This window comes from Microtetraspora malaysiensis, from assembly GCF_050947145.1.
Taxonomy (GTDB): domain Bacteria; phylum Actinomycetota; class Actinomycetes; order Streptosporangiales; family Streptosporangiaceae; genus Microtetraspora_A; species Microtetraspora_A malaysiensis.
Genome location: NZ_CP191998.1, coordinates 3,408,475 through 3,429,151 on the forward strand (window position 1 = coordinate 3,408,475; position 20,677 = coordinate 3,429,151).

At 67.6% G+C, this 20,677-nt stretch carries 18 protein-coding genes and 1 pseudogene; 7 read left to right on the forward strand and 12 right to left on the reverse strand.

Going from position 1 to position 20,677, the window contains the following annotated elements:
• Positions 1–565 precede the first annotated feature (565 nt).
• Positions 566–2,032 (reverse strand): IS1380 family transposase, encoded by a 1,467-nt coding sequence (locus ACQP1V_RS16130; protein ID WP_433425850.1) that lies wholly within the window; start codon positions 2,030–2,032, stop codon positions 566–568.
• Positions 2,033–2,165: 133 nt separating this feature from the next.
• Between ACQP1V_RS16130 and ACQP1V_RS16135 the strand changes: the two genes are divergently transcribed.
• The gene (locus tag ACQP1V_RS16135) at positions 2,166–2,498 is read left to right on the forward strand and encodes a hypothetical protein (RefSeq protein ID WP_433423598.1); all 333 of its coding nucleotides are present in this window, start codon (positions 2,166–2,168) and stop codon (positions 2,496–2,498) included.
• 51 nt (positions 2,499–2,549) lie between these two features.
• Here ACQP1V_RS16135 and ACQP1V_RS16140 read toward each other — a convergent pair whose 3' ends face one another.
• Positions 2,550–2,972: a hypothetical protein gene (locus ACQP1V_RS16140; RefSeq protein ID WP_433423599.1), complete on the reverse strand. Its 423-nt coding sequence runs from the start codon at positions 2,970–2,972 to the stop codon at positions 2,550–2,552.
• A gap of 518 nt (positions 2,973–3,490) precedes the next feature.
• Between ACQP1V_RS16140 and ACQP1V_RS16145 the strand changes: the two genes are divergently transcribed.
• Positions 3,491–3,850 (forward strand): hypothetical protein, encoded by a 360-nt coding sequence (locus ACQP1V_RS16145; RefSeq protein ID WP_433423602.1) that lies wholly within the window; start codon positions 3,491–3,493, stop codon positions 3,848–3,850.
• Between the two features lie 848 nt (positions 3,851–4,698).
• On the opposite strand, the gene ACQP1V_RS16150 is transcribed toward ACQP1V_RS16145, so the two are convergent.
• From ACQP1V_RS16150 to ACQP1V_RS16175, 6 genes are all read right to left on the reverse strand, one after another.
• On the reverse strand, positions 4,699–5,232 hold the full coding sequence (locus tag ACQP1V_RS16150; protein ID WP_433423604.1) for a hypothetical protein: 534 nt from the start codon (positions 5,230–5,232) through the stop codon (positions 4,699–4,701).
• A 66-nt stretch (positions 5,233–5,298) separates the two neighbouring features.
• Positions 5,299–6,501, reverse strand: coding sequence for an enoyl-[acyl-carrier-protein] reductase FabV (gene fabV, locus ACQP1V_RS16155; RefSeq protein WP_433423607.1), 1,203 nt, complete (start codon positions 6,499–6,501; stop codon positions 5,299–5,301).
• Entirely contained in the window at positions 6,498–6,734 is a 237-nt protein-coding gene (locus tag ACQP1V_RS16160; protein WP_433423610.1) for an acyl carrier protein, read from the reverse strand. The genes fabV and ACQP1V_RS16160 overlap by 4 nt, the downstream gene beginning before the upstream one ends.
• Positions 6,735–6,771: 37 nt before the next feature.
• Positions 6,772–7,980 carry a 4Fe-4S cluster-binding domain-containing protein gene (locus tag ACQP1V_RS16165; protein ID WP_433423613.1) on the reverse strand — a complete coding sequence of 403 codons (1,209 nt, stop codon included), beginning with the start codon at positions 7,978–7,980 and terminating at the stop codon, positions 6,772–6,774.
• Positions 7,981–8,067: 87 nt separating this feature from the next.
• Positions 8,068–8,712 (reverse strand): hypothetical protein, encoded by a 645-nt coding sequence (locus ACQP1V_RS16170; protein WP_433423616.1) that lies wholly within the window; start codon positions 8,710–8,712, stop codon positions 8,068–8,070.
• Positions 8,709–9,506, reverse strand: coding sequence for an SAM-dependent methyltransferase (locus ACQP1V_RS16175; RefSeq protein ID WP_433423619.1), 798 nt, complete (start codon positions 9,504–9,506; stop codon positions 8,709–8,711). Before ACQP1V_RS16175 ends, ACQP1V_RS16170 begins: the two co-directional genes overlap by 4 nt.
• A 392-nt stretch (positions 9,507–9,898) precedes the next feature.
• On the opposite strand from ACQP1V_RS16175, the gene ACQP1V_RS16180 reads away from it, so the two are divergent.
• The 4 genes from ACQP1V_RS16180 (at position 9,899) to ACQP1V_RS16195 (ending at position 14,677) form a co-directional block, all read left to right on the forward strand.
• Positions 9,899–11,053: a hypothetical protein gene (locus tag ACQP1V_RS16180; protein ID WP_433423621.1), complete on the forward strand. Its 1,155-nt coding sequence runs from the start codon at positions 9,899–9,901 to the stop codon at positions 11,051–11,053.
• 20 nt (positions 11,054–11,073) lie between these two features.
• Positions 11,074–12,006, forward strand: a complete 933-nt coding sequence (locus ACQP1V_RS16185) for an inositol monophosphatase family protein (RefSeq protein WP_433423623.1) — start codon at positions 11,074–11,076, stop codon at positions 12,004–12,006.
• A gap of 444 nt (positions 12,007–12,450) precedes the next feature.
• The gene (locus ACQP1V_RS16190) at positions 12,451–13,578 is read left to right on the forward strand and encodes an IS5 family transposase (RefSeq protein ID WP_433412213.1); all 1,128 of its coding nucleotides are present in this window, start codon (positions 12,451–12,453) and stop codon (positions 13,576–13,578) included.
• 118 nt (positions 13,579–13,696) lie between these two features.
• A complete protein-coding gene (locus ACQP1V_RS16195; protein WP_433423625.1) occupies positions 13,697–14,677 on the forward strand; it encodes a hypothetical protein in 981 nt (326 codons plus the stop codon).
• A gap of 83 nt (positions 14,678–14,760) precedes the next feature.
• On the opposite strand, the gene ACQP1V_RS16200 is transcribed toward ACQP1V_RS16195, so the two are convergent.
• Together ACQP1V_RS16200 and ACQP1V_RS16205 are read right to left on the reverse strand one after the other, a co-directional pair.
• A complete protein-coding gene (locus ACQP1V_RS16200) occupies positions 14,761–15,018 on the reverse strand; it encodes a zf-TFIIB domain-containing protein (RefSeq protein WP_067132159.1) in 258 nt (85 codons plus the stop codon).
• Between the two features lie 99 nt (positions 15,019–15,117).
• Complete coding sequence (locus ACQP1V_RS16205) at positions 15,118–16,119, reverse strand: aminoglycoside phosphotransferase family protein (RefSeq protein ID WP_433423628.1); 1,002 nt, start codon at positions 16,117–16,119, stop codon at positions 15,118–15,120.
• 76 nt (positions 16,120–16,195) lie between these two features.
• Between ACQP1V_RS16205 and ACQP1V_RS16210 the strand changes: the two are divergent.
• Positions 16,196–17,040, forward strand: a pseudogene (locus ACQP1V_RS16210) (TIGR03619 family F420-dependent LLM class oxidoreductase).
• A gap of 330 nt (positions 17,041–17,370) precedes the next feature.
• Here the strand turns inward: ACQP1V_RS16210 and ACQP1V_RS16215 are convergent.
• Together ACQP1V_RS16215 and ACQP1V_RS16220 are read right to left on the reverse strand one after the other, a co-directional pair.
• Positions 17,371–19,860, reverse strand: a complete 2,490-nt coding sequence (locus ACQP1V_RS16215) for an FtsX-like permease family protein (protein WP_433423631.1) — start codon at positions 19,858–19,860, stop codon at positions 17,371–17,373.
• Positions 19,857–20,555 carry an ABC transporter ATP-binding protein gene (locus ACQP1V_RS16220; protein WP_433423634.1) on the reverse strand — a complete coding sequence of 233 codons (699 nt, stop codon included), beginning with the start codon at positions 20,553–20,555 and terminating at the stop codon, positions 19,857–19,859. Before ACQP1V_RS16220 ends, ACQP1V_RS16215 begins: the two co-directional genes overlap by 4 nt.
• Positions 20,556–20,677 lie beyond the last annotated feature (122 nt).

Consider the following 20,677-nt stretch of genomic DNA (forward strand, 5'->3'; position numbering starts at 1 on the left):
CGACATTGGCACACTCAAGGACTTTGCCGTCCATGACCTCGACACGAGGTCTTGAAATACCATATCTGACTCTAAAGATCGACCCTTGTTGATCGAAGTCTGATAGATGTACATTCGCGGAGCGAGATCGGTCCTGACGATTCTCGGTTCACAGTGAGGGAAACCGAAAGGGGGGGAATGTCCTTCAAAAGGATGCTCCTTGCAGTTATTCCCGTGTCAGCACTTCTTCTGGCCGTTGCCTCTCCGGCGGTGGCAGACGATGACCCGAACGACGTCCCAACCAGTGACGTTCTGCCTGGAGAGCCGGAACTTTCGGGCGAGCCCGGTATGGCCTTCTCAGGAGTGGAGGCCGATCCTGATGTTCAGGGCGCTAGCCTCGATGAATCAGGCCTGAGTCGGGTTCGGTAAGGGCCTCCGCCCTGCGGAGGTTTCCGCCTGATCGTCCTGTTCAGGTCCTCGGCCGGTACGGCGGGTTACCCGAGGCGCTCGGGTGGGCGTCGGCTTCCACGGGCCGGGGGGTGGTGCGGCCAGTCCTTCCTTGCGTGACGGATCGGATTCGGGCTGGTCAGCCGGGCGCTGGAAGGGCGCATAGACGCTGCCAGCACGTCAGGAACGCAGCCGTCCACGGCCAGGTGACGCTGATCTTCAGGATGCGGCGGCGAGCGTGACGGACGAGCCGGGCGGGCAGGTGCCACAGGCAGTAGCGCATGGTCTGCGGCTCGGCGCGGGCGAGTTCGGCGTCGTCGTACAGGCCGAGCAGGCGGGTCCAGGCGTCCAGATCGGCGGCGAGGTTGGCGGCCAGGACCCAGCCGACGTTCACCGTCCAGGTCTTCGACGGCAGGTTGCGCAGGCCCATGGCCTTGTTCGTCCTCACACGATCTTCCACAGTGGCGTGGGCGCGATGAAGCACGTCGATGAACTGCGCATGATGACTGCCCGGCACGCAACGCATCCCCCGCGGGCCCATGTTGGTCGCGATGATCGAGTACTTCCAGCCCGTCTTCTTCTCCAGCGCCGTCAGCGTCGCCTGATGCCGCCGGGAGGGCTTGACCCGGCGCACGACCAGCCGTACCTTCCACACACCGGCACGGGCGTTCAGGCCGGTCAGCTCGGCGACGGCGGCGTCTTGGTGAAGGCTGCCGTCCTGGCGCAACGCGGCCTCCCACGCCCCCTGGGGCAGCGCGGCGATCGCCGCCTCATCGACATCGGTGATCGCCCAGCCGACGGTGAACCGGACCGTCCGCCGCGTCGTGTTGAGCTTCTCCAACCGAGCGAGCAGGTCATGGGTGGCACCCGCGCCGTCGATACGGATCAGCAGCTTGGACCGCCGGTGTGCGGGGATCTGCGCGATCGCCGCCGCCAGCACCTCCAGGTGGTCGATGACGGTGTTGGACCCGGCCGATCCCTCTCGCAGCAGCATGGCCAGGCACTCCTGGGTCTGGGCGCGCCAGGCGGCCAGCGGATGAAAGCCCCACGTCTTCTTGAACGTCGCCGCAGCCCCCTCCTTCTTGGAGTGCGCGGTGATCAGCGTGGCGTCGATGTCGATGACGACCCAGCCGGTCAGGACCTTTCCCGCCACGACCATCCAGGGGAAGCCCGCCCCGGTCGCCTCGATCAACTCCCACACATGCGCGCGCGTCCTCGCCCGCGCCCGGGCGATCCGCCCAAGCAGCACCGGGTCGCTCCCGGCCGCCTCCAATGCTCGGCGCACGGTCGAATCCGACGGCGGCGCCCCGAACAGGTCGGCCCGATGGGCCAGCACGCTGATCTGCCGCATGCTGGTCGCTCCCAGCACGATCGCCACCGCGAGCTGGACCATCACGACACCGCGATCCCACAGCGGCGAGGACTCCAATCGGGCGAAGACCGCCCCGAGTTCCTTGGTCAGGCCTGTCTGATCAGCGCACTTACGTAGTAAGACGGCTCCTGCGTGGCCAACGAGTCCTTTGGCGTCCCCGGCGACAGACAGCCGGTGGTCCCATCGCGTACGCTTCACCCGAACGGTGAACCCGATTCTGTTGTGGACGTTGATCTAGGCAATCGCATCCTTGCAGATCAGGTGCACCTTCTTCATTTCAACGGTCTTGTCCGGCCTTCAGCGCTGAATAGCGGAGGCTAGCGCCGCTCCGATCGGCTGCACAGTCGTGGCAGAAGCTCCGTTCACCGTGACGTACAACAAGCCGCCTATCTGGGCAGAGGCATACATCAACTTCTGCACGACCCCAAAGCCCGAGGACTGCCGGATCGAAGCGGATCTCGAAGAGTACTTCCCCGGCACCGGCTTGTGGTCGGTCGTGGCGAGCGGCCCTGTGAAGTACGGGTGCAACGTTAGCAACAACAAGAACTACAAGTCCAGGGTGTCCTACAACTGCGCTCATGACCCGCGCGGGGCCCACAAGTACCGGACTCGCGCGTACATCACCACCAAGTACCAAGGCAAGTGGGCACCAAGTCCCGCCGTTGCGACTAGCGGCGTGAATAGCTGGTGGTGCATATAGCCATCAGCCTTCCTTAACCAAGGACAGCCGCCCGTGAGTGCCCGCAAGGCCTCACGGGCGACTGTCCGGCTTCAGCCGCGCAAAGGGGACCAGACGCGACGCCCTCACCTCGCAGCGTCTGATGAAGGATTCGTTTTCGAGCAGGCGAGCCAGAAGTTTGTCCGGATTCTCACCGACAGGTGACGCTACGACAGGCCAGGCGTCGATATCCGCGTCAATGAATATTGAGATACCGCTTCCCGTGAGAAGTGCATCGGCGGGATGCATGCGGCGCTCATGCCTCAGGACAACATGCGTTTCCCCATCAGGCAGGCATGAAAGGACGGCGCGCTCTGCATGGCCCATTTCCGGCCTCGCAATCATGAGCGTGACAGAAGGCATGCCGGTGAACTTGTATAGCAGGATTCGTCCTCTGGTCAAGCTAAAGACGAACCGGTTCAACGCGCCCACAACCGTGACGACAAGTAGTGGCATAACCCATCTCATCGCTCGTCCTCCCAGGACTTGAGGCGACCTTCAGGATAAGACAGCCGGACTGAGGCTGGACCGACCAGAAATGCAACGGTCCCCGCCTGGTGGGGACCGGGCAGCGGCACGGACGCGCAACCGCACCCCGCACCACCACTGAAGGGAAGGGCGCGGCGATGCCTAGAACGACTCCGGACCTCTCCCCAGGGGGCGGTCCGGAACGCTGCGCCCGGCAACGGAGTCCGTCAAGCACTCGCCAGTGGGAGGCAGCGGCACAGACCAGACAAAGGCCTACGCTACCTGGCACAACTCCGGTGGGATGCTCGGGCAGACCTCAACGGCCTACAGCTCGGGAGCCGCGCTTTCGTGCTAGAAATGGTTACGTGAAGGCCCCTGAACTCACCGTGTTCGCCGTCCGAGGCCGTTACCTACTGGAGGGGACCCTCGGACGGCGAACTGTGGATTACTGGTTCCGAACCCCATGGCATTGGCGAACGGAATTGCCAGGCCAAGGTCTGATCCACATGGCAGGGGAAGACTGGAGCTATGGCCGTTTGGAGCCTGAGCTCCAAGCGGATGAGGTCACACTCCTTTCACGCCCACCGGTCATGGCGCGAAACCTGCTGAGCTGCACCTTGGGAGAATGCAACTCCCCGGCGATCGACCCGACATTGCGTCGGACCGCCTACAGGTGCGCGCTTCTTCATTCAAATACTGAGATCGGTTCTATGACCATCGATGTGAGCACTCATTTCGTGCTCCACATTGATGCCGTTCAATCCGATCTGAAGGTTCACTTAAAGACGACCGACTTCCGTCTTCTCGACGATCCTGACCCCGGCCTGTTCCTGTGGTCTGGCTGGGATGAGCAGCCACGCGCGTAGGTCACTCCGGACTCCAACGGCCGAGGTCGGATGCGCCGCCTGACCGGCCGCTTGTATCCACGCAGGCGCGGCGGTTGATCACATCTGCCACCCGGTCGCTGGCCGCTACGCTGTTTTCTTCATGACCACGGTAACGCCATGTTCGCTGGAGGAGCGATGCGTAAGCAGTCAATTAGCAGCAAGCGGCTCATACTGCCACTTCTGGCGACATCGATTGTCTACTCAGCACTTATCGCGTCACCTGCCGCCACCGCCGCCACAACAAATCACCCGACGGCCGCCCCCTCGGAGCAGTACATACAGGTCGATGTGGCCACAGGAAAGGTGATTTCTATCAGCACGACCCCACTACCGGCCCGAGACCTACGGCAACCCAGCCGCTACAGCAACTTTCCTGCCTTCGGATGGTGGGCAGCCCCCTGACCCAAAGGTCGCTGGCCGGTAGAAGGGTCACGGACATCTACGCTCGTCGTGATGTCCGAGGCCCTCCTTCTATCCCCACGGCCTCGCTCCGCCACCGGCCTCAACCGCTACGCGGCCCCCTTCGGGGTGCTTCGCATTGACGCCGGCCGCTCCGCTCAGCCCAGCGGACATAGGGAAGGCCCCCGCCCTCTGCTCTGGAGCTCAGAAAGCGGGGGCCAACTCGCCGCCGTCCCAGGTGTGGGGACCGGACAGCGGCACGGACGCGCAACCACACCCCTAGGGATGGCGCAGGAGGGGTTCAGCAGCGCGAGGTATGGAACGGCGCGGCGATCCAAGCCCGCGGCGAGGAATCAGGCGGCCCGCATAGCCGCGCCGGTCGTACACCGCTGGTCAGCCCTCGTAGGGGACAGCGGTAGTAGGTGAGGTCAACCGTCCCGGAGCCAGAGCCCGGTAATGCCATCCTGGTACTTGCCGTAAAAGGTGTGCAGCGTGGTCTGAAAGCCCCACTCCTCCAACATGGCGCGGCTGATCGGCGTCACGTGAGTCGAGTCCATCGCCAGGACATCCCAGACATCGGGATTGGGCGTGGTGACGACGAGCCCTCGTGTCGCGTGCTTCTGGAGCACCTCCACCAGGCGGCCCGGTTCGTTGAGGTGCTCCAGAATCTCCAGGGCGGCGAACCAGTCGAAGCAGCGGTCAGGCTCCCAGGTGTTCAGGTCAACGCCGTCGAGCCACCCGTCTACCGGGACGTACCGGCCGCGCCATCCGTGTTCGACCCGTAGACAGACATCCAGTTCGGTGAGCCCGGCCCCAACGTCCACCAGAATGTCAAGGTTGGACAGCCCGCCCAGGTAGAGCCGATCCGCCGCCGCCTGGTACCGGGCCTTGCGTTCCGCATAGGGGCGGCGGGGGCGTCGGATGTACTCCTCACACCGCTGGACGCGGTCGTTCACGATCACGTGTCCTCCTGATCCTTGGGGGTAGAACCGGCCCACGTGTCGGGTCTGCCTGACGGCGCTGTCCGGTCAGACGGCGGGCCAGAGCAGATCGGGGTCGGAGAGCAGGGTGTAGTCCACACCCGGAACCTCGAAGCCGTACAGCCGCCGGACCTCGTCCCGGAACCAGCCGGTGTCGGCGAGATCCCCGATGGTGTCAGGGGTCGCCGCCTCCCATCGCTCGGTCACGGCCGCCTGGACCTCCTCGTCAAGCTCCCAACGGTCGAGGCGGATGCGGCCCTGTTCGTCGGTGTCGAGCGGGGCGGTCCCGGTGAGCTGGTCCCACAGGTCGATGGACTGGGCCAGCGGCGACGCCATGCCCTCACCGAGGACATCGCGCAGCAGACTCACGTACAGGGCGATGCCGGGGATGGCCGTTGACGCCTGCGTGACCGCCGCCCCGTTGACGGAGGTCAGGGCACGGCCGCCGTGGGCGCTCAGCCGATCCCTGAGGACGGATGCCGTCCCCTCAAGATGCAGTTTGGCCGCTCCGATCGTCCCTGCCCGGTAGATGGCCGAGGTGAGATGGGAACCGATGTAGGACAGCGCCACCGTGGTGAAGCCCGGCCGGATCAGATCGCGCGCCTCCAGAGCATCGACCCAGCGCGCCCAGTCCTCACCGCCCATGACCTTCACCGTGTCGGCCGCCTCCTCGTCCGTGGCGGGCTGGACGCGGATCTCTTTGAGATGGGGCGTCCCGTCCTCGTCGAATTCGAGCGTCTTGGTGACGTGCTCGGCTCCGATGGGCTGGATCACCGACTGATGGAGCGCCCCCGTGACAGGGTCGGTGCGACGTGGCGCGGCGACGCTGTAGATCAGGTAATCGATGCCCCCGAACCGCTTGGCCACCAGGTCGAGTACGTCATCCTTGGTGGCGTCGGCGAAGGCGTCCCCGTTGACGAACGCGAAATCGCTCCCGGTCTCCTGCGCGAGTGTGGCCGTGGCGATCGTTCGATACCACCCCGCCGTCGCCGTCCGGCGGGCGGTCGGAGGACGCTCGAAGCACAGGCCCACCCCCTGCACGCCGTACCGGGTGATACCGGCGACTGAGGCGGCCAGTCCGTAACCGGCGCTGGAGCCGATGACCAGGGCGACCGGCCGTTTCCCCTCACCCGGTTGCGTTTTCGGCTGAACCTGGGCCGCCATGTCGGCGACGATCCGCGCGCACCCCGCGGGGTGGGAGTCGAACAGCAGGAAGCCGCGCCCGGATGGCTGAATGAGTCGTGCGGTCATCGTTTGCCTATCTGTGTCGAAGTCGGATCGGTACTGGTGAGCCGGTGGATCACGGAAGTGAGGTCGGCGAGGGTCCGTATCTGCCCGGTGTCCTCGTCCGGGATGCTCACCCGGAATCGCTTCTCCAGGATCTCGACCAGTTCCAGCAGGGCCAGGCTGTCCACGCCGAGGTCGCCCAGCAGATTCAGATGCAGATCTTCACGCGGCGGCTCACATCTGGTGACCTGTGCCACAGCCTCGGAGACTATCGCCGCGATCCGTGGGGCCGAGTCATCCACACGCGTTGTCCCTTCCTGCGCGTGTGGCGGCCAGCCGGGACCACAGCGTGTCAACGTTCACCATCGGCAGCGCAGGACCACCCGGCCCCCGCTCGCCTGTGCGCTGCTCGTAGGCGTCGATGAGCAGGGAGCAGGAGCCGCAGAAGCTCCCGCACGTCATCTTCTCGGTTTCGGCGCGCGGGATGACGCGGTGCAACGCCTTAAGGCCCCCGCCCTCCCGCACCGTGGCGACGTATGACGAGCGGTTGGTGCGGGCGATGACCTCGCGCAGCGGCTCAGCGAAGATGTTCCCGAACCGGAGCTTCTCCGGCACGTTGAAGGCCGCGCAGGCGTACAGGTCGCCGGACGCCTTCAGCAGGGCAGTGGGCAGCACGTAGGCCCCCACCGTGGGCGCGAAGCAGTCATAGCAGTGGTCCATCCACTTGGCGACCGAGGTACGACCCGGACGGTGGATCAGAGCTTGATCCTCCAAGCGCTCGTTCTCCAGGTACACGCGCATGGTGGAGTGGACCCGGTCATGCGGGAACCCCCCGTACGTCTCCTCATACAGCCGCATGAGGGGATAGATCTTGTGCTCCCGGTCGGCCGGATCGGCGAGGCTGGACACCGCGATGTTGAGTTCACGATGGCTGAACTCGGTGACCACATGGTGAATGATCCGGCACACCCGATCCAGCGGGGTTGTCTGCTCACCGATCGACACCATGAGCAGCGGCACGAACAGCCGGTTGTCTAACAGGCCGTGCGCGACCAGCCGATCAAAAGTCGGCCCGCAACGCCGCTCCGACCCCCACACGCCATTGGTGGTGAGCTTGGAGATATCCACCGTGCCCCGCGCACGGTCCATGAACCGAAGCAGCGCCCGCGTGGCGACGAACGGTTCACCGCCGGTGATGGCGACGCTTGGCAGAGCGATGCTCTCGAACTCCGACACCAGATGATCGAGTTGCCCATCGGTGAGCGAGCGGCCCGCTTGCAGGGACAACGCGCCCATTCCGCAGCTCGGGCAGGTGTCGTTGCACTTGGTCGTCAGCTCGAACTCGATCCGCAGCGGACGATAGGGCGCATCAGCGAGTCCCGCCCGATCCCACCCCGCCCGGATGAGGTCGAAGACCCGAGCATCCTTCACCGCGTACTTACCGGTGAACGGGATCACGGGTCCCTGCCCGTCCACATACGTGGCCGTTCCCTCTTTGATCATTGATTCCCTCTCCGTGACCCCGATGGAAGGCGGGCGGTACGGGGCAGTGCGCTGGGTTCCCGTACCGCCGCGCCGCTCATGTGCCGCCTAAGCGGGGGCCGGAACCTGGAAGGCCCCGTGCAACACCAGCCCCGAGCGGGGAACCACCGGGGCGAGCAGTTCCCACGCTTCGGCGACGAGATCCGGATGCACCTCCGCCACCTCCGGCAGCAGCGGCTCCAACCGGACAAGCTGCCTGCGCAGGTCCGACAGGATGCGGCACCACGCACACAGCGGCTCCCGCGCCACCCGCACCCGATACTCCTCCAAGGCGGTGTCGGCCCCCGATGGCCGCTCGCAGTACCAGCAGCCCCGCCGAGCCGTGCTCGGTACCGCGAAGCCTTCCGGGACCGCCGCCAGCGTCTCGCCGACCTCCCGCGATCTGGGGTGACCGTGCCGTAGCTCCGCATACCGGGCCGCGACCCGGCGAGCCGCCGCGACGGGGTCATCTACGGGGCCGTAGGTGTACTTGCGGAGACTGGAGCGCGGAAAGTGCTCGCCCGTCCACCACAGGTAGGAGTACGCGCCGTCCGTCCAGACGACCAGATCGACCCAGACCGACACCAGCGCGACCCCGTCGCCCTCGTGAATGTCCGCCCCGATCCCGTACCGCTCCAGTTCCTCCCGCAGCCGCTCCGCCGCGACCACAGCAGGAGAGCGACGCGCGGCCCGATGCCCGTCTGGCCGCCTCACCTCTTGATCCCGATCGCGCCGAAGAACGGGACGTCCGGATCAACGGGGCTGACCTCCTCATCCGGTCGCCACTGCCGGACGTTCACCAGCCCCGGATAGACCAGGTCCATCCCGTCGAAGAACCGGCCGATCTCTTCCACCGGCCGCGCCACGACTGGAGCACTGGCCCGCGCGTAGGACGCGGCGACCGCGTCCTCGTACTCCGGCTGATGCTCCACGTGCGACAGCACCAGGCAAGAGCCCGACGGCACCGCCGCCATCAACGAGGCGACCAGATCGTAAGGATTGTCCTCATCGCGGATGAAGTGCATCAGCGAGACCAGCATCACCGCCACCGGCCGCGACAGATCCAGCAGCCCGCGAACCTCGGGATGACGCACGATGTGCACCGGGTTGCGGACGTCCCCCTGAATCACCCCTGTCCGCGCGTTGGTGGCCAGCAGCGCCCGAGCGTGCGTGAGCACCATCGAGTCGTTGTCCACGTACATCACGCGCGACGCCGGGTTGACCCGCTCCGCGACCTGATGGACGTTGTTTTGCGTGGGCAGGCCCGCCCCGATGTCGAGGAATTGATCGATCCCCGCCTCGTCGGCCAGGAACCGCACCGCCCGCCCCAGGAATGCCCGGTTCGCACGCGCGGTCTCCCGCACCAACGGAACCGTCGCGATCATCTGTTCCGCGCGCTCGCGATCAACCGCGTAGTTGTCCTTGCCGCCCAGGTAGTAGTCATACATCCGCGCGACGTTCGGCGTCGTCGTACTGACCGCCGGTAGAGGGTCAGTGCTCGGGCGCACGGGAACGAGAGAGGAGACTCTCCCGAGTGTCCCCGCTCGTGCTCTGCTGCCGGGGCTCGCTCCGGCCCTGCCGGTGGCTCTATCGTTTCCCATGGGTCGCACCTCCCGTGTGCGATCAAGGACCCGTCCCGGTGTTCGAGCACTGTGGGCGGGTCCGCTCATTTCTTGGGACCTCTTGTGTCTTCTCGCGCACTAGCGCGTGATCACACGATCGCAATTCATGAAGCGCCCTCGCACCTGCGCAAAAGCGTGTGGACGCCCGGATCTGTGGGCGGGCATGACCTGCGTCTTTTCGTTGATGCCACCCCATTGCCCATTTGAATGGGTAACCTTGATGTCTCAAGCCAGCCCAACGCGGCAGTCCGTTGTGAGCGCAGCGGTGGAGGGTAGCCATGACCAAACAGAGACAAGCAGGGGTAAGTCCACAAGCGCGCGGGCGTGAAATGGCACGCCTTGGCAGACACCTGTGGCAGCAACTGGGATCGGTCAAAAAGGCTGCGGTAGAACTGATGAATCAGCATCCGGATATCTGTAGCCTTCAGGCGCATCGCTACGCCTGTGGCCTCTCACAGGATCAAGCGGCTGTTCGTTACAACGAGGTCACCGGCCATCAGACCAGCCTCGGCGGGACCACCCTCAACGCATGGGAGGCATGGGCGCGAGGCCGTGGCGGAGCCGGGTCGCCCCCGACGTTCTCAAGTCTCTTGATTCTCGCCACCGCATACGGCCAAGGCCCGCTGGGCGTCGCAGAGGAACGCATCTCACCCGGTGATCTGGTCGCCGAAGCGTACGAGCGCCTTGCCCCCGAAGATCAACTTTCACTCAAGAGTTTCGCTGCTGCGACCTTGCCATCAGCGCGCCCAGAGACGGCGGAGGCGGCTACCCCTGGCAGCTTGCCACTATCTCAATCATCAGCCTCACAACTGCTTGCGGCAGGAGGCAACATCATCGGTGGCGACTTCAGCCTCGACGTTCCAACAGTCGAGAACGGTAACCCGGCCATCCGGGTGTTCTCGTTACCGAATCCCCAACCTGGTCAGTTGCTGAACTTGACCTGGACATCCTTCGGGTTTGGGGTCGAACGGCTCATTCGCCAGATCAAGAATCTCGGCCGCCGCTTGGACGCGGATGCATGCTTCGGCATCAACGAAGCTGGCCTCGTTATGGCTACTCTCCTCGCGTCCGCGCAGTTCGGCCGGTGTCCCATCGGCTACCTCAAGTGCATCAAGAACCGCGACGACATTGCCCTTGATGAGGCATCGTCCTATCCGGCTCTCCGGGAGTCCCCGACTATTGTCCTCTGCGACTTCGAGGTGAAGCATGCGAACGTCGTCGGCTTCATCACCAACCAGCTCCGCCACCGCTACCCAGGAGCCGAAATCTACTTTGCGGTCTTCGGCGCAATGACGAAGGACCCCCGCCTTGAGGTGGCAGATTTCGACGATCTAACCGGAGCCGGAATTATGAGAGCAGCCGACTTCGCCGCAGTGTTCATCGCCGCCACGATGAGCCCTCCCGGTATCGAACCGCCTCTCGAACTACGCTGACCAAATGGAGGCTACTCATCGTGGCACCTCAGCACCCTCTACCGGATCTCGCACACAATCTCGCCCAGATGGTCACTACAGTGATCCGCGAGATCCGGCCTCGACTGATCGAGGCTGCACTCTCGGGCGAGCACGCCGAGAGCAGAAACCTTCGACATGCGGACAACTTCCTCTCGGACCATGACCTGTGGATGCATGAGCGTTACCAGAAGCTACTTAGTGACTACCTTCCGTCTTACATCTACGCCTCAGAGGAGGCAGATCCACAGCTCGTTGGAGACGATCCCGACCCCGATCTCTGCGTCCTGGTTGATCCACTCGACACGAGCGAACTCGCTGTTCGCGCTCTGCACGGCTACACCCATGTCATGGTCTACTCGCGTAACCTTGCGCGCCCAATCGCGGCGGTGGTTGGCGACATCTTCCACCACCTCCAGATCTACATCGCGGCCCGCGACCACACCGGACGAGATCATGCCTTCGTCATCACAGCGGACGGACAGCGCTACCCCCTACGCCCGGGGAAGGCAGCTTCGCTGCCTGAATCGTTGATCACCAACTACCTCATGAAACCAACCGAACGCTTCCTTCCGCTGGCTCGACAGACCGATTTCCTAGAGAGGCTGGGGCAGCGATCTCCAAGCGGGGGGAACCGGGGACGCATCGGGGTCGACTTCGGGTCGGTTGGTTTGTGCCATGTCGCGGCAGGCTTCACCGATGCGATGATCGAGTTCGCCAAGGGGTTCGCCATCTGGGACCTTGCCCCAGGCCACTACATCCTTCACGCCGCCGGTGGCGTTGTCCTCGACCTGCAAGGCAGCCCTATCCCGCTGGACTATCACTTCAGCACGTTGGCCGACATCGCAGAAGCCATGAACCGGCGACAGAAGTTTGTTGCCGCCGCCAGCCAGACTCTGGCCCAAGATGTCCTCAAAGTGATCACAGGGACATAGCCGGTAGGACGCAAGGGGAGAGGTTGCCGAATTGTTTCGGAGCCACCCGTACGGGGACCCCTCCAAGATCGCACAAAGGGGGCGGAGGGGAAGTTCGCGGGCAGGGGCACCGCCCATCCCCATTGGCTGACCAGCGTAATCCCCCTTTGTGTGATCTTGCCCCGCACGTGCAGCACCACCGCAACGATTCGGAAACCCCTCTACGTAGCGCGGTGCCGGGGCCTCCAGGCAAGGGCACAAATGTGTCACAATCCCGTATTGGTCTTCGCGAGAACCGCAGGTTTCTTCCGGCGAAGCGATCGGCCCGGCCGAGATTCGCGGACACCCCACTAAGAGCCTGTTAGCGATCGGTTTGGGTGGGTTGGCGTGTCGGCTCTGGAGACAGAAGAGGGCTTCTGATAGTCGAGGGAGTGTCTAGATCACTCGCCCACCAGAAGCCCTTGGATGACTGTCTACCGGTTTCCTGGCGTCAGCGCCAGTTGTGTTGTGCCCGGTTGCCTGTGCCGGGATCGGATCCGGTCGTACCCGTCGGATCTGACCGATGAGCAGTGGCAGGTGCTGCGGCCGGAGGCCGAGGCGGTGATGGCCAGGTTACGCAAGGGCCCAGGCGGTGCACCGACACGTCATGATCTACGGGCGATGCTGGACGCGATCGGCTATGTGACCAGGTACGGGATCGAGTGGCGGGCTATGCCGGTGGACTTCCCGCCATGGCCGGCGGTGTACGCGTTTTTCGAACGCTGGTCCGCCCGGGGGATGCCGCACAGCTTGGTGGATCGGCTGCGCGGCCGGATCCGGGTCGCGGCCGGCCGCAAGGAGGCGCCGACCGCGGCGGTGATCGATGCGCAGAGCGTGAAGGCGGCCGAGACCGTCGGCTCGGCCGCCTGCGGGTACGACGGCGGCAAGAAGATCAAGGGACAGAAGCGGCATATCGCGGTCGACACCCTCGGCCTGCTGATCTGTGTGATCAGCACCGCGGCCTCAGTGCAGGACCGTGACGGTGCCGCTCCGCTGCTGGCCCGGCTGCGGGAGAAGTTCTCCACCATCGGCCTGGTGTGGGCTGACGGCGGCTACGCCGGACGGCTGGTCACCTGGGCCAAGCAAGTCCTGGCCTGCACCATCGAGATCGTCAAGCGCAATGACGACATGAAGGGGTTCGTCGTGCTGCCCCGCCGGTGGGTGGTGGAGAGGTCCTTCGCCTTGCTGATGCGCTACCGCCGTCTGGTCCGCTGCTATGAACGAAAACCGGAGCATCACGAAGCCATGGTGCTGTGGGCCACCGTCCACCACATGACCCGCCGCCTCACCCGTGACCTGGCAGGACTGCCAGCCCACGGCCGCTGGAGCGACCCTCCACCGCTGCCGGCGCCGACCAGCCCCGACCGGCGCGGCAAGGTCCTCGAACTCCTGGCTGCCCAGCCCTGGCGGGCATGGAAGGGCACCGAGCTGGCCGCCATCCTCGGGATCGACAACGTCAACAGCTTCCGCGTCCAGCTGTCCCAATGGTCACGCCAAGGCCACATCAACAAGATCGGCCCTGCCCTCTACGGACCCGCACTTAAGCATCTGTGAACAGGCTCTAAGGACGGATCGGGAGCGGGGCTGCTGGAGGTGGACGGCCGCTGACCGGGCACTGTCCCGGAATGTTCCAGGTTGACACATCCTGACGGCTGCGGAGAAAGTTGTACGAGTGATCTCCCCGCGACTCTCCGCGCTCGCGCTCACGGCGAGCCTGACGTTGACCCTGGCGGCCTGCACCTCCGGCGGCGGCGCCGGGGCCTCCTCCAATTCCGGCTCCAATTCCGGTGACCCCGCCTCCGCGTCCGGATCGGGGAAGGGGGCGGAGTCGCCGGCCGACACCGCGCTCGCCCCGGACGCGTACCAGGTCGAGCTGGACGCCGTCGGCGTGCCGGTCGGGGCCGCGCTGCGGGACATCGCCAAGGCTCGCACCTTCAAGTCACTCAGCCAGCGGGTACGGCGCGCGCAGAGCGCGGTGGATTCGGCGGCGGAGCGGCTCGGGCCGCTGCACCCGCCCGCCGAGATCGACACCGAGCACACCGACTATCTGGCCGCGTTGCGCGCCATGAACGGCAAGCTCGACGAGCTGGGCCAGGCCGTGGGCGACCGGTCGCTGTGCACCGCGTCGAGCGTGCTCGCCCGGCTCGGCAAGTCCAGCGAGTTCGGCGGGCTGAAGGAGGCCGGGGCCGACCTCTCCGGAGGTGGCGACTACAAGGGCGGGCTGATCAAGTTCACCCCGCCGAAGGAGCAGAACCGCAGGCTGGGCAACGGCACGATCCTGGCGTCCGCCATCCGGGGCGGGAGGGGCTCCCTCACCGTGAAGAACGGCACCGCCGGCGACAGCGTCGTCACGCTCGTCCTCGGCAAGAGGAAGGCCGTCAGCGTGTACGTGCGCAAGAGGTCGACGGCCAAGGTGACGAACATCAGGGACGGCAAGTACCGCGTCTACTACACCAGCGGCAGCGACTACGACCGTGCCACCCGGGGGTTCACCCGCAACTGCGTCTTCCAGAGGTTCGACGACTCGCTGTCGTTCACGACCACCTACACGGCGACCCAGATCCGCTGGAGCACCTGGACGCTGACCCTCCAGAAGATGATCGGCGGCAACGCGTCGACGAGCGACGTCTCCCCGGACGACTTCCCGGCCTGATCTCCCGTCTGACGGAAGCCCGGGGTCGTCGGCTTCCGGTCTGACGGCCCGGCCGAGGAGAGGGCCGGGCCGTCCGGACGAGGTCAGCTCGAGAACAGCATGCCCACCCAGCTCCGCTCGTGGTGGTGATGGTGGTGGCCGTGGTGCGGAGCGCCCCAGGCGGGCGCGCCGTGCGCGGGTGGCGGCGCGTACTGCTGCTGCGCCCACTGGCTCTCCAGCCGGGTCAGCGTCTCCAGCTCACCGTAGTCGAGGAAGATGCCCCGGCAGTTGTCGCACTGCTCGATGTGGATCCCGTTGCGGTCGAACGTCCGCATGTTCCCGCGGCACTTGGGGCACTGCATCAGTTGATCTCCTTGATCGCGTAACGGCTGGGTAGGGCCGTCTGCTCTGGTGGTGCGGTGGTGCTGGTGAGGCTGGGTACTGCTTGGTGGCGCCCCGGCTCAGACGTGCGCCGTCGCGAGGATCCTCGCGCAGGAGGACACCAGCGCCCGCGTCGAGTCGTCGAGCGGCCGCCCGGCTCGTCTCGCCGTCGCGACCGCCGTGGCGGCCAGTTGGACGGTCAACGCCCGGGCCGGCAGGTCGAGTTCCCTCCACGGGTCGTCGCGGCTGACCGCGCCGCCGCCCGCGGCCAGGTACGCGCCGAGGAACCGGTCCCAGGCCGTGGTGGCGAGCAGACCGGCGGCGAACCAGGCGGCCGGTCGGGCGAGATCCCAGGCCGGGTCGCCGTGGCCCAGGTCGTCCGGGTCGATCAGGGTCCAGGCCGCACCGATCCGGACGAGCTGGCCCAGGTGCCAGTCCCCGTGGACCAGCGCGGCCCGCGGCTCGCCCCCCGCCGCCAGGCCGGGCCGTACCGGCCGGTGCTCCGCGCCGCTCCACGGCAGCGTCCGGTACGCGGCGCGGATCGCCGGCGGGACGTCGTGATGCCCGTCGAGCGCGGCGACGGCGCGTGCGAGCCGCGCCGGGCCGCCCGCCGCGGGCAGCCCCGGCGGCAGGGGACGGGCGTGCAGCCGGGCCAGCAGCCGCGCGCCCTCCGCCCATGGCGCGCGGTCGTCGCCGTCCTCCAGATCGGCGGGTGTCAACGGCTCACCCGCCGGCCAGATCGTGACGATCCGCGCCCCCAGCCGCTCGACGCCGAGAGGGGCGAGCATCAGGCCGGGCAGCCGGCCCGCCAGGTCGAGCCGGACCCGCAGGTCGGCCTCCGGCGTCCCCTCGGGGTGGGCCTTCACCACCACGTCGCCCACCCGGACCACCACGACGCCCGCTCCGGAGTCCATCCGAGGGGAGCCGGTGCTCTGCTTGAGCACGGTGACCGGGCCCTCGCGGGGCGCGAGCCGTACGAGCCCGGCGACCAGGCCGGCGTCCGGCCCGCCGGGGGGAGCGGTGACGGAGGGCGCGGCGTCCGGCGGAGCCGCGCCGGCCGGTCCCCCCGATGATTCGATCATGAGCCCAGCCTATGGTTCCGGTATGAGGATTGGCTTTGCCGTACCGGTCTCCGGCTCGTGGGCGACGCCGGAGAACATGAAGCGGATCGCGCGCCGCGCCGAGGAGCTGGGCTACCACGAAGTGTGGACCTTCCAGCGGCTGCTCTATCCGGTCGGACATCCCATGGGGCCGGTGTACCGCAGCGTGCGCGATCCGGTCGTCGCCCTGTCCTATCTGGCGGGCGTCACCGACCGGATCCGCCTCGGCGTCGCGGTACTGAACCTGCCGTTCGTCTCGCCCGCCCTGATGGCCAAGCAGCTCGCGACCCTGCAGGACGTCTCCGGCGGGCGGCTCGACGTCGGGCTCGGCCTCGGGTGGCTTCCGGAGGAGTTCCGGGCGTCCGGCGTGCCGATGGAGCGCCGGGGGAGGCGGGCGGAGGAGTACGTCGGGCTGCTCCGCCGCCTCTGGACCGACGACGTGGTGGAGCACCGGGGCGAGTTCTACGAGCTGCCGCCGGTCCACCAGGATCCGAAGCCGGTCGGCGCGCCGCCGATCCTGCTGGGCGGCACGGCCCCGTCGCGCTGCGCCGGGCCGGGCGGATCGCCGACGGGTGGATCAGCCCCAGCCGCGCCGACCTCGCCACGATCGGGGAGCAGATCGCGATCGTGAAGGACGCGGCGCGCGAGGCGGGGCGCGACCCCGCGACGCTGCGGTTCGTCTGCCGGGGCGTCACCCGCGCGCAGGAGGACGACTCCGCCCCGCTCACCGGGTCGTACGAGAAGATCCGCGCCGACGTCGCGGCCCTGGGGGAGAAGGGGGTGACGGAGGTCTTCCACGATCTCAACTTCGACCCCGGGATCGGCAACCCGGACGCCGATCCCGCCGCGTCGATGCGCCGGGCGGAGGAGGCGCTCGACGCCCTCGCGCCCGGCCGATCCTGATCTTCACTCGGTCACCCGGTCACCCGGTGCTCAAGGAGGCGGTCAAAGGGTTTCTCGCCGGGGTGTCCAACCCCGACACGGCCCGGCCCTACGCCACGGAGCTGCGCGCCCTGGCCGAGAAGTTCGGCTCCTTCACTCCGGTGGGCTCGTTGGAGGGGGAAGTGGTGGCCGACCGGGTCGCGCGGGTGCTGAACAGCCGGGTGGGTCGCTCAGATGGTCAGGGCGACGTTGATCACGACGGCGACGACGACGATCGCCAGCAGGATCCAGGGCCACTGCCGCTTCTGCTTGGGCGGGGTCCAGCGGGGTTCGGTCATGTCGATCTCCTAGTCAGGCGTGGCCGCTGAGGGCCTGGATGGGGCGCGTTCGCAGGGCGATCCGCGCGGGGACGAGCACCGACAGCACGCCGAGCGCCGAAGTGGCGCCGACGACTGCCAGGTAGGTCACGGGCTGGATGGCGGGCAGGGGCAGCCCGGTCAGGCCGTAGGCGATCATCGTGAGCGGGAGGAGCGGCGCGGCGGTGCCGATGATCACCGCGAGCGTGACGATCAGCACCGACTCTGCGCGCAACATCCGCATGACCTGGCCGCGGCTGCCCCCGGCCAGGCGGAGCAGTGCGAACTCCCTGGTCCGCTCGGTCACCGCGAGCATCAGGGCGTTGGCCACCGACATCGCCAGGTAGCCGAAGACCAGTAGGAGCGGGATCAGGCCGCCGAGCATCGCGGCGGCTTCGCCCTCCTCCTGGGCGGCCCGCATGGCCGCGCCGTCGCTGACCACCAGCCCTGGGTGAGCCCTGGTGAGCGCGTCGAGGTCGGCCGAGGGGTCGGCGCGCACGAGGACGGCGTCGTCGCGGCTCCTCGGCACAACCGCGCGCGGCAGCGTGAGGTCGCCGAAGCCCGAGCCGCGGCTGTAGATCGCCACCACTTCGGGCTGGTACGGCGTGCCGTCCCCGAGGTAGAGGTGGAGCATCGAACCGATCTTCGCCGACAGTGTGCCCGCGGCGGCCCGGCTGATCGCCACCGTCCCGGGACGCAGCCCGGCCAGCGACCCGGCCTCCACTCCGAGGTCGACCGTTCCGGACAACCCCGCCGGATCGACGGCCTGGGCCTGGTAGTCGAGCACTTCCGGGCTGTCGAGCAGGCTGATCGCGGCGTAGACGCGGGTCCGCACGACCGGCGTTGCGGCACGCACGCCCGGCAGCTTCCGCACGTCGCCGCTCACACCGGGCGGCAGCCCCCACTCGCCGCCGGTGAGGGTGTGCGTGGCCAGCGTGCCGGCCTCCAGGTCACGCTGGGCCGCGGACGCGGTCGTGGCCGGCAGGCCGAGCTGCAGGAGCGCGAAGCCGATCGCGAGGATCATCGGGGAGACCGTCCCGGCCAGCCGTCGCGAGTCGGCGAGGCTGTTGGCCGTGGCAAGGTAGCCCGCCGCTCCGTACGTACGGCGGAGCCGCCCGGCGAGCATCCTGGTGCCCAGCCGCATGATTGGCGGCCCGAGCACGCTGAGCGCGATGATCATGACTAGACCGCCGCTGGCGGCGATGGCCACCGCGAACACGCTGCTCCACCACAGCGGCGCCGACGACGCGCCGATTCCGATGATCAAGAGCAGCGCGCCCGAGGTGATCCGGACCGGCGACAACCGGGGCGGCTCCACGGACGCCTCGGTCAACGCCTGCGCGGGCAGCGGGCGCAAGACCCGGCGGCTGACCGCCCAGGCGGCGGCCTGCGAGATGAGCAGGCAGGCGCCGACCGCAGCCAGCGCCGGGATCGGCCCCACGGAGATCGCGAAGTCGTCGGGCGCCAGACCCACCAGGCGAAGCGCGTCGAGGAGCCGCGCGGCCAGCAGTCCGCCCGGCAGGCAGCCCAGCAGGCCCGCGAGCAGGGCGACGGCGGCGGTCTCCGCGGCGATCATGCGGGTGATGTGCCGCGAGCTCGCGCCGACCGCCCGCAGCAGCGCGATCTGACGGCGCCTGCGGTGGGCGGTGAGCGAGAGCGCGCCGGTCAGCACCAGCCCGGCGATCACGACCACGCTGCCGATCAGCGAGGCGGCCATCTCCTGCAGGTCGGAGCGTGCCCGCCGGACGTCGCCGAACTCGGCCCGGCTGCGCGCCTCACCTGTGGAGACGGTGACGGAGTCGCCGAGTGCCTCTTCGAGGCGTTCGGCCAGCTCCTCCGAGTCGGTGCCGGGCTGGGCCAGCACACCTATGGCGTCGAGCTCCTGCGGCTTGCCGTACAGGCGGGTGGCCTCCGCATCCTGGAAGAGCGCCAGCGGGCGGCGCAGGTCGCCGCGGACGATCCCGGCCACGCGGTAGGTGGCGGCGGGAGCCGTACCGGCGACGACGGTGACGCGATCGCCTGGGCGCAGCCCGGCGGCGGCATCCAGGACGACCTCGCCGGGGCCGGGGGCATGCCCGGCGGCGAGGGTGAACGGGGCGAGCGGGGCGGTGGACCAGCCGTGGCCGGTGGCGGCCGGCGAGGCGCCGTCGTCGGTGATGAGGTCGACGGGGAAGCCGCGGTCGGGGATGGCGGCACGCACGCCCGGCACCGCGGCAACGTGGTCGAGCAGGGCGGCCGGCAAGGTCGCGGGCTCGGTCAGTGGCTTGGTCTTGCTCTCCCCGCCGATCGTCACCCGCACCGAGTCAGGGCCGCTCACCACGACGTCGGCGGCGGCATACCGCTCGGCCGAGACCCCGGCGCCCAGGCCTGACTGGAGGATCAGCCCGCAGGCGGTCAGCAGCGCTGAGGCGGCGAACAGGGCGGCGAACGCACCGGCCAGGCCCGCCTTGTCGGCTTTCAGGAGCTTCCAGATCAGGTCGGTCATGACGCGCCCAGCTGCGTCATGCGCTCGGCCACCTGCTCCGGCGTGGGCCGCAGCGCCTCGCCCGCCAGGTGCCCGTCGGCGAGGAAGACCACGCGGTGGGCGTAGGAGGCCGCGACCGGATCGTGGGTGACCATGACCAGGGTCTGGCCGGCCTCGTCCACCAATTCGCGCAGCAGCGTCAGCACCTCGCGGGCGGTCCGCGTGTCCAGCGCGCCGGTGGGCTCGTCGGCGAAGACCACCTCGGGATCGGTGATCAGCGCCCTGGCCAGCGCCACCCGCTGCTGCTGGCCGCCGGACAGCTCGGCCGGGCGGTGACCCAGCCGCGAGCCGAGCCCCACCCTGGCCGCGATGGCCATCAGCTTGGCCTCGTCCACCGGGCGTTCGGCCAGGCGCAGCGGCAGGGTGATGTTGTCGGCGACGTTGAGCGCCTGCAGCAGGTTGTAGGCCTGGAAGACGAAGCCGATCCGCTCCCTGCGCAGTGCGGCCAGCCCCGGTTCGTCCAGTGCCGTCACCTCCACGCCGCCCAAGAGCACCCGGCCGGAGCTCGGCGTGTCGAGCCCGGCCGCGCAGTGCAGCAGCGTGCTCTTGCCCGAGCCCGACGGGCCCATCATCGCGACGAACTCGCCGTCGGCGATCTCCAGCGTGACCCCGGCGAGCGCGGCCACCTTCCCGTACGTCTTGTGGAGCTCTTCCACCCGAACCGCCAACGCAGCCCCCATCAATCTCTCTCGGACCGCACAAACGTAGGAGTGAGAGATGAGGGCGCGACATCCCATCGGTGGGCGTCTTGGAGGTGGTGTGTACACCACCATGCAGA

What these genes read in the sequence shown, in the direction of transcription:
- ACQP1V_RS16140 (WP_433423599.1), bottom strand. Translation starts at nt 2,972, where the DNA reads ATGCCACTACTTGTCGTCACGGTTGTGGGCGCGTTGAACCGGTTCGTC.
- ACQP1V_RS16145 (WP_433423602.1), top strand. Translation starts at nt 3,491, where the DNA reads ATGGCAGGGGAAGACTGGAGCTATGGCCGTTTGGAGCCTGAGCTCCAA.
- fabV (WP_433423607.1), bottom strand. Translation starts at nt 6,501, where the DNA reads ATGACCGCACGACTCATTCAGCCATCCGGGCGCGGCTTCCTGCTGTTC.
- ACQP1V_RS16165 (WP_433423613.1), bottom strand. Translation starts at nt 7,980, where the DNA reads ATGATCAAAGAGGGAACGGCCACGTATGTGGACGGGCAGGGACCCGTG.
- ACQP1V_RS16180 (WP_433423621.1), top strand. Translation starts at nt 9,899, where the DNA reads ATGACCAAACAGAGACAAGCAGGGGTAAGTCCACAAGCGCGCGGGCGT.
- ACQP1V_RS16190 (WP_433412213.1), top strand. Translation starts at nt 12,451, where the DNA reads ATGACTGTCTACCGGTTTCCTGGCGTCAGCGCCAGTTGTGTTGTGCCC.
- ACQP1V_RS16200 (WP_067132159.1), bottom strand. Translation starts at nt 15,018, where the DNA reads ATGCAGTGCCCCAAGTGCCGCGGGAACATGCGGACGTTCGACCGCAAC.
- ACQP1V_RS16205 (WP_433423628.1), bottom strand. Translation starts at nt 16,119, where the DNA reads ATGATCGAATCATCGGGGGGACCGGCCGGCGCGGCTCCGCCGGACGCC.
- ACQP1V_RS16215 (WP_433423631.1), bottom strand. Translation starts at nt 19,860, where the DNA reads ATGACCGACCTGATCTGGAAGCTCCTGAAAGCCGACAAGGCGGGCCTG.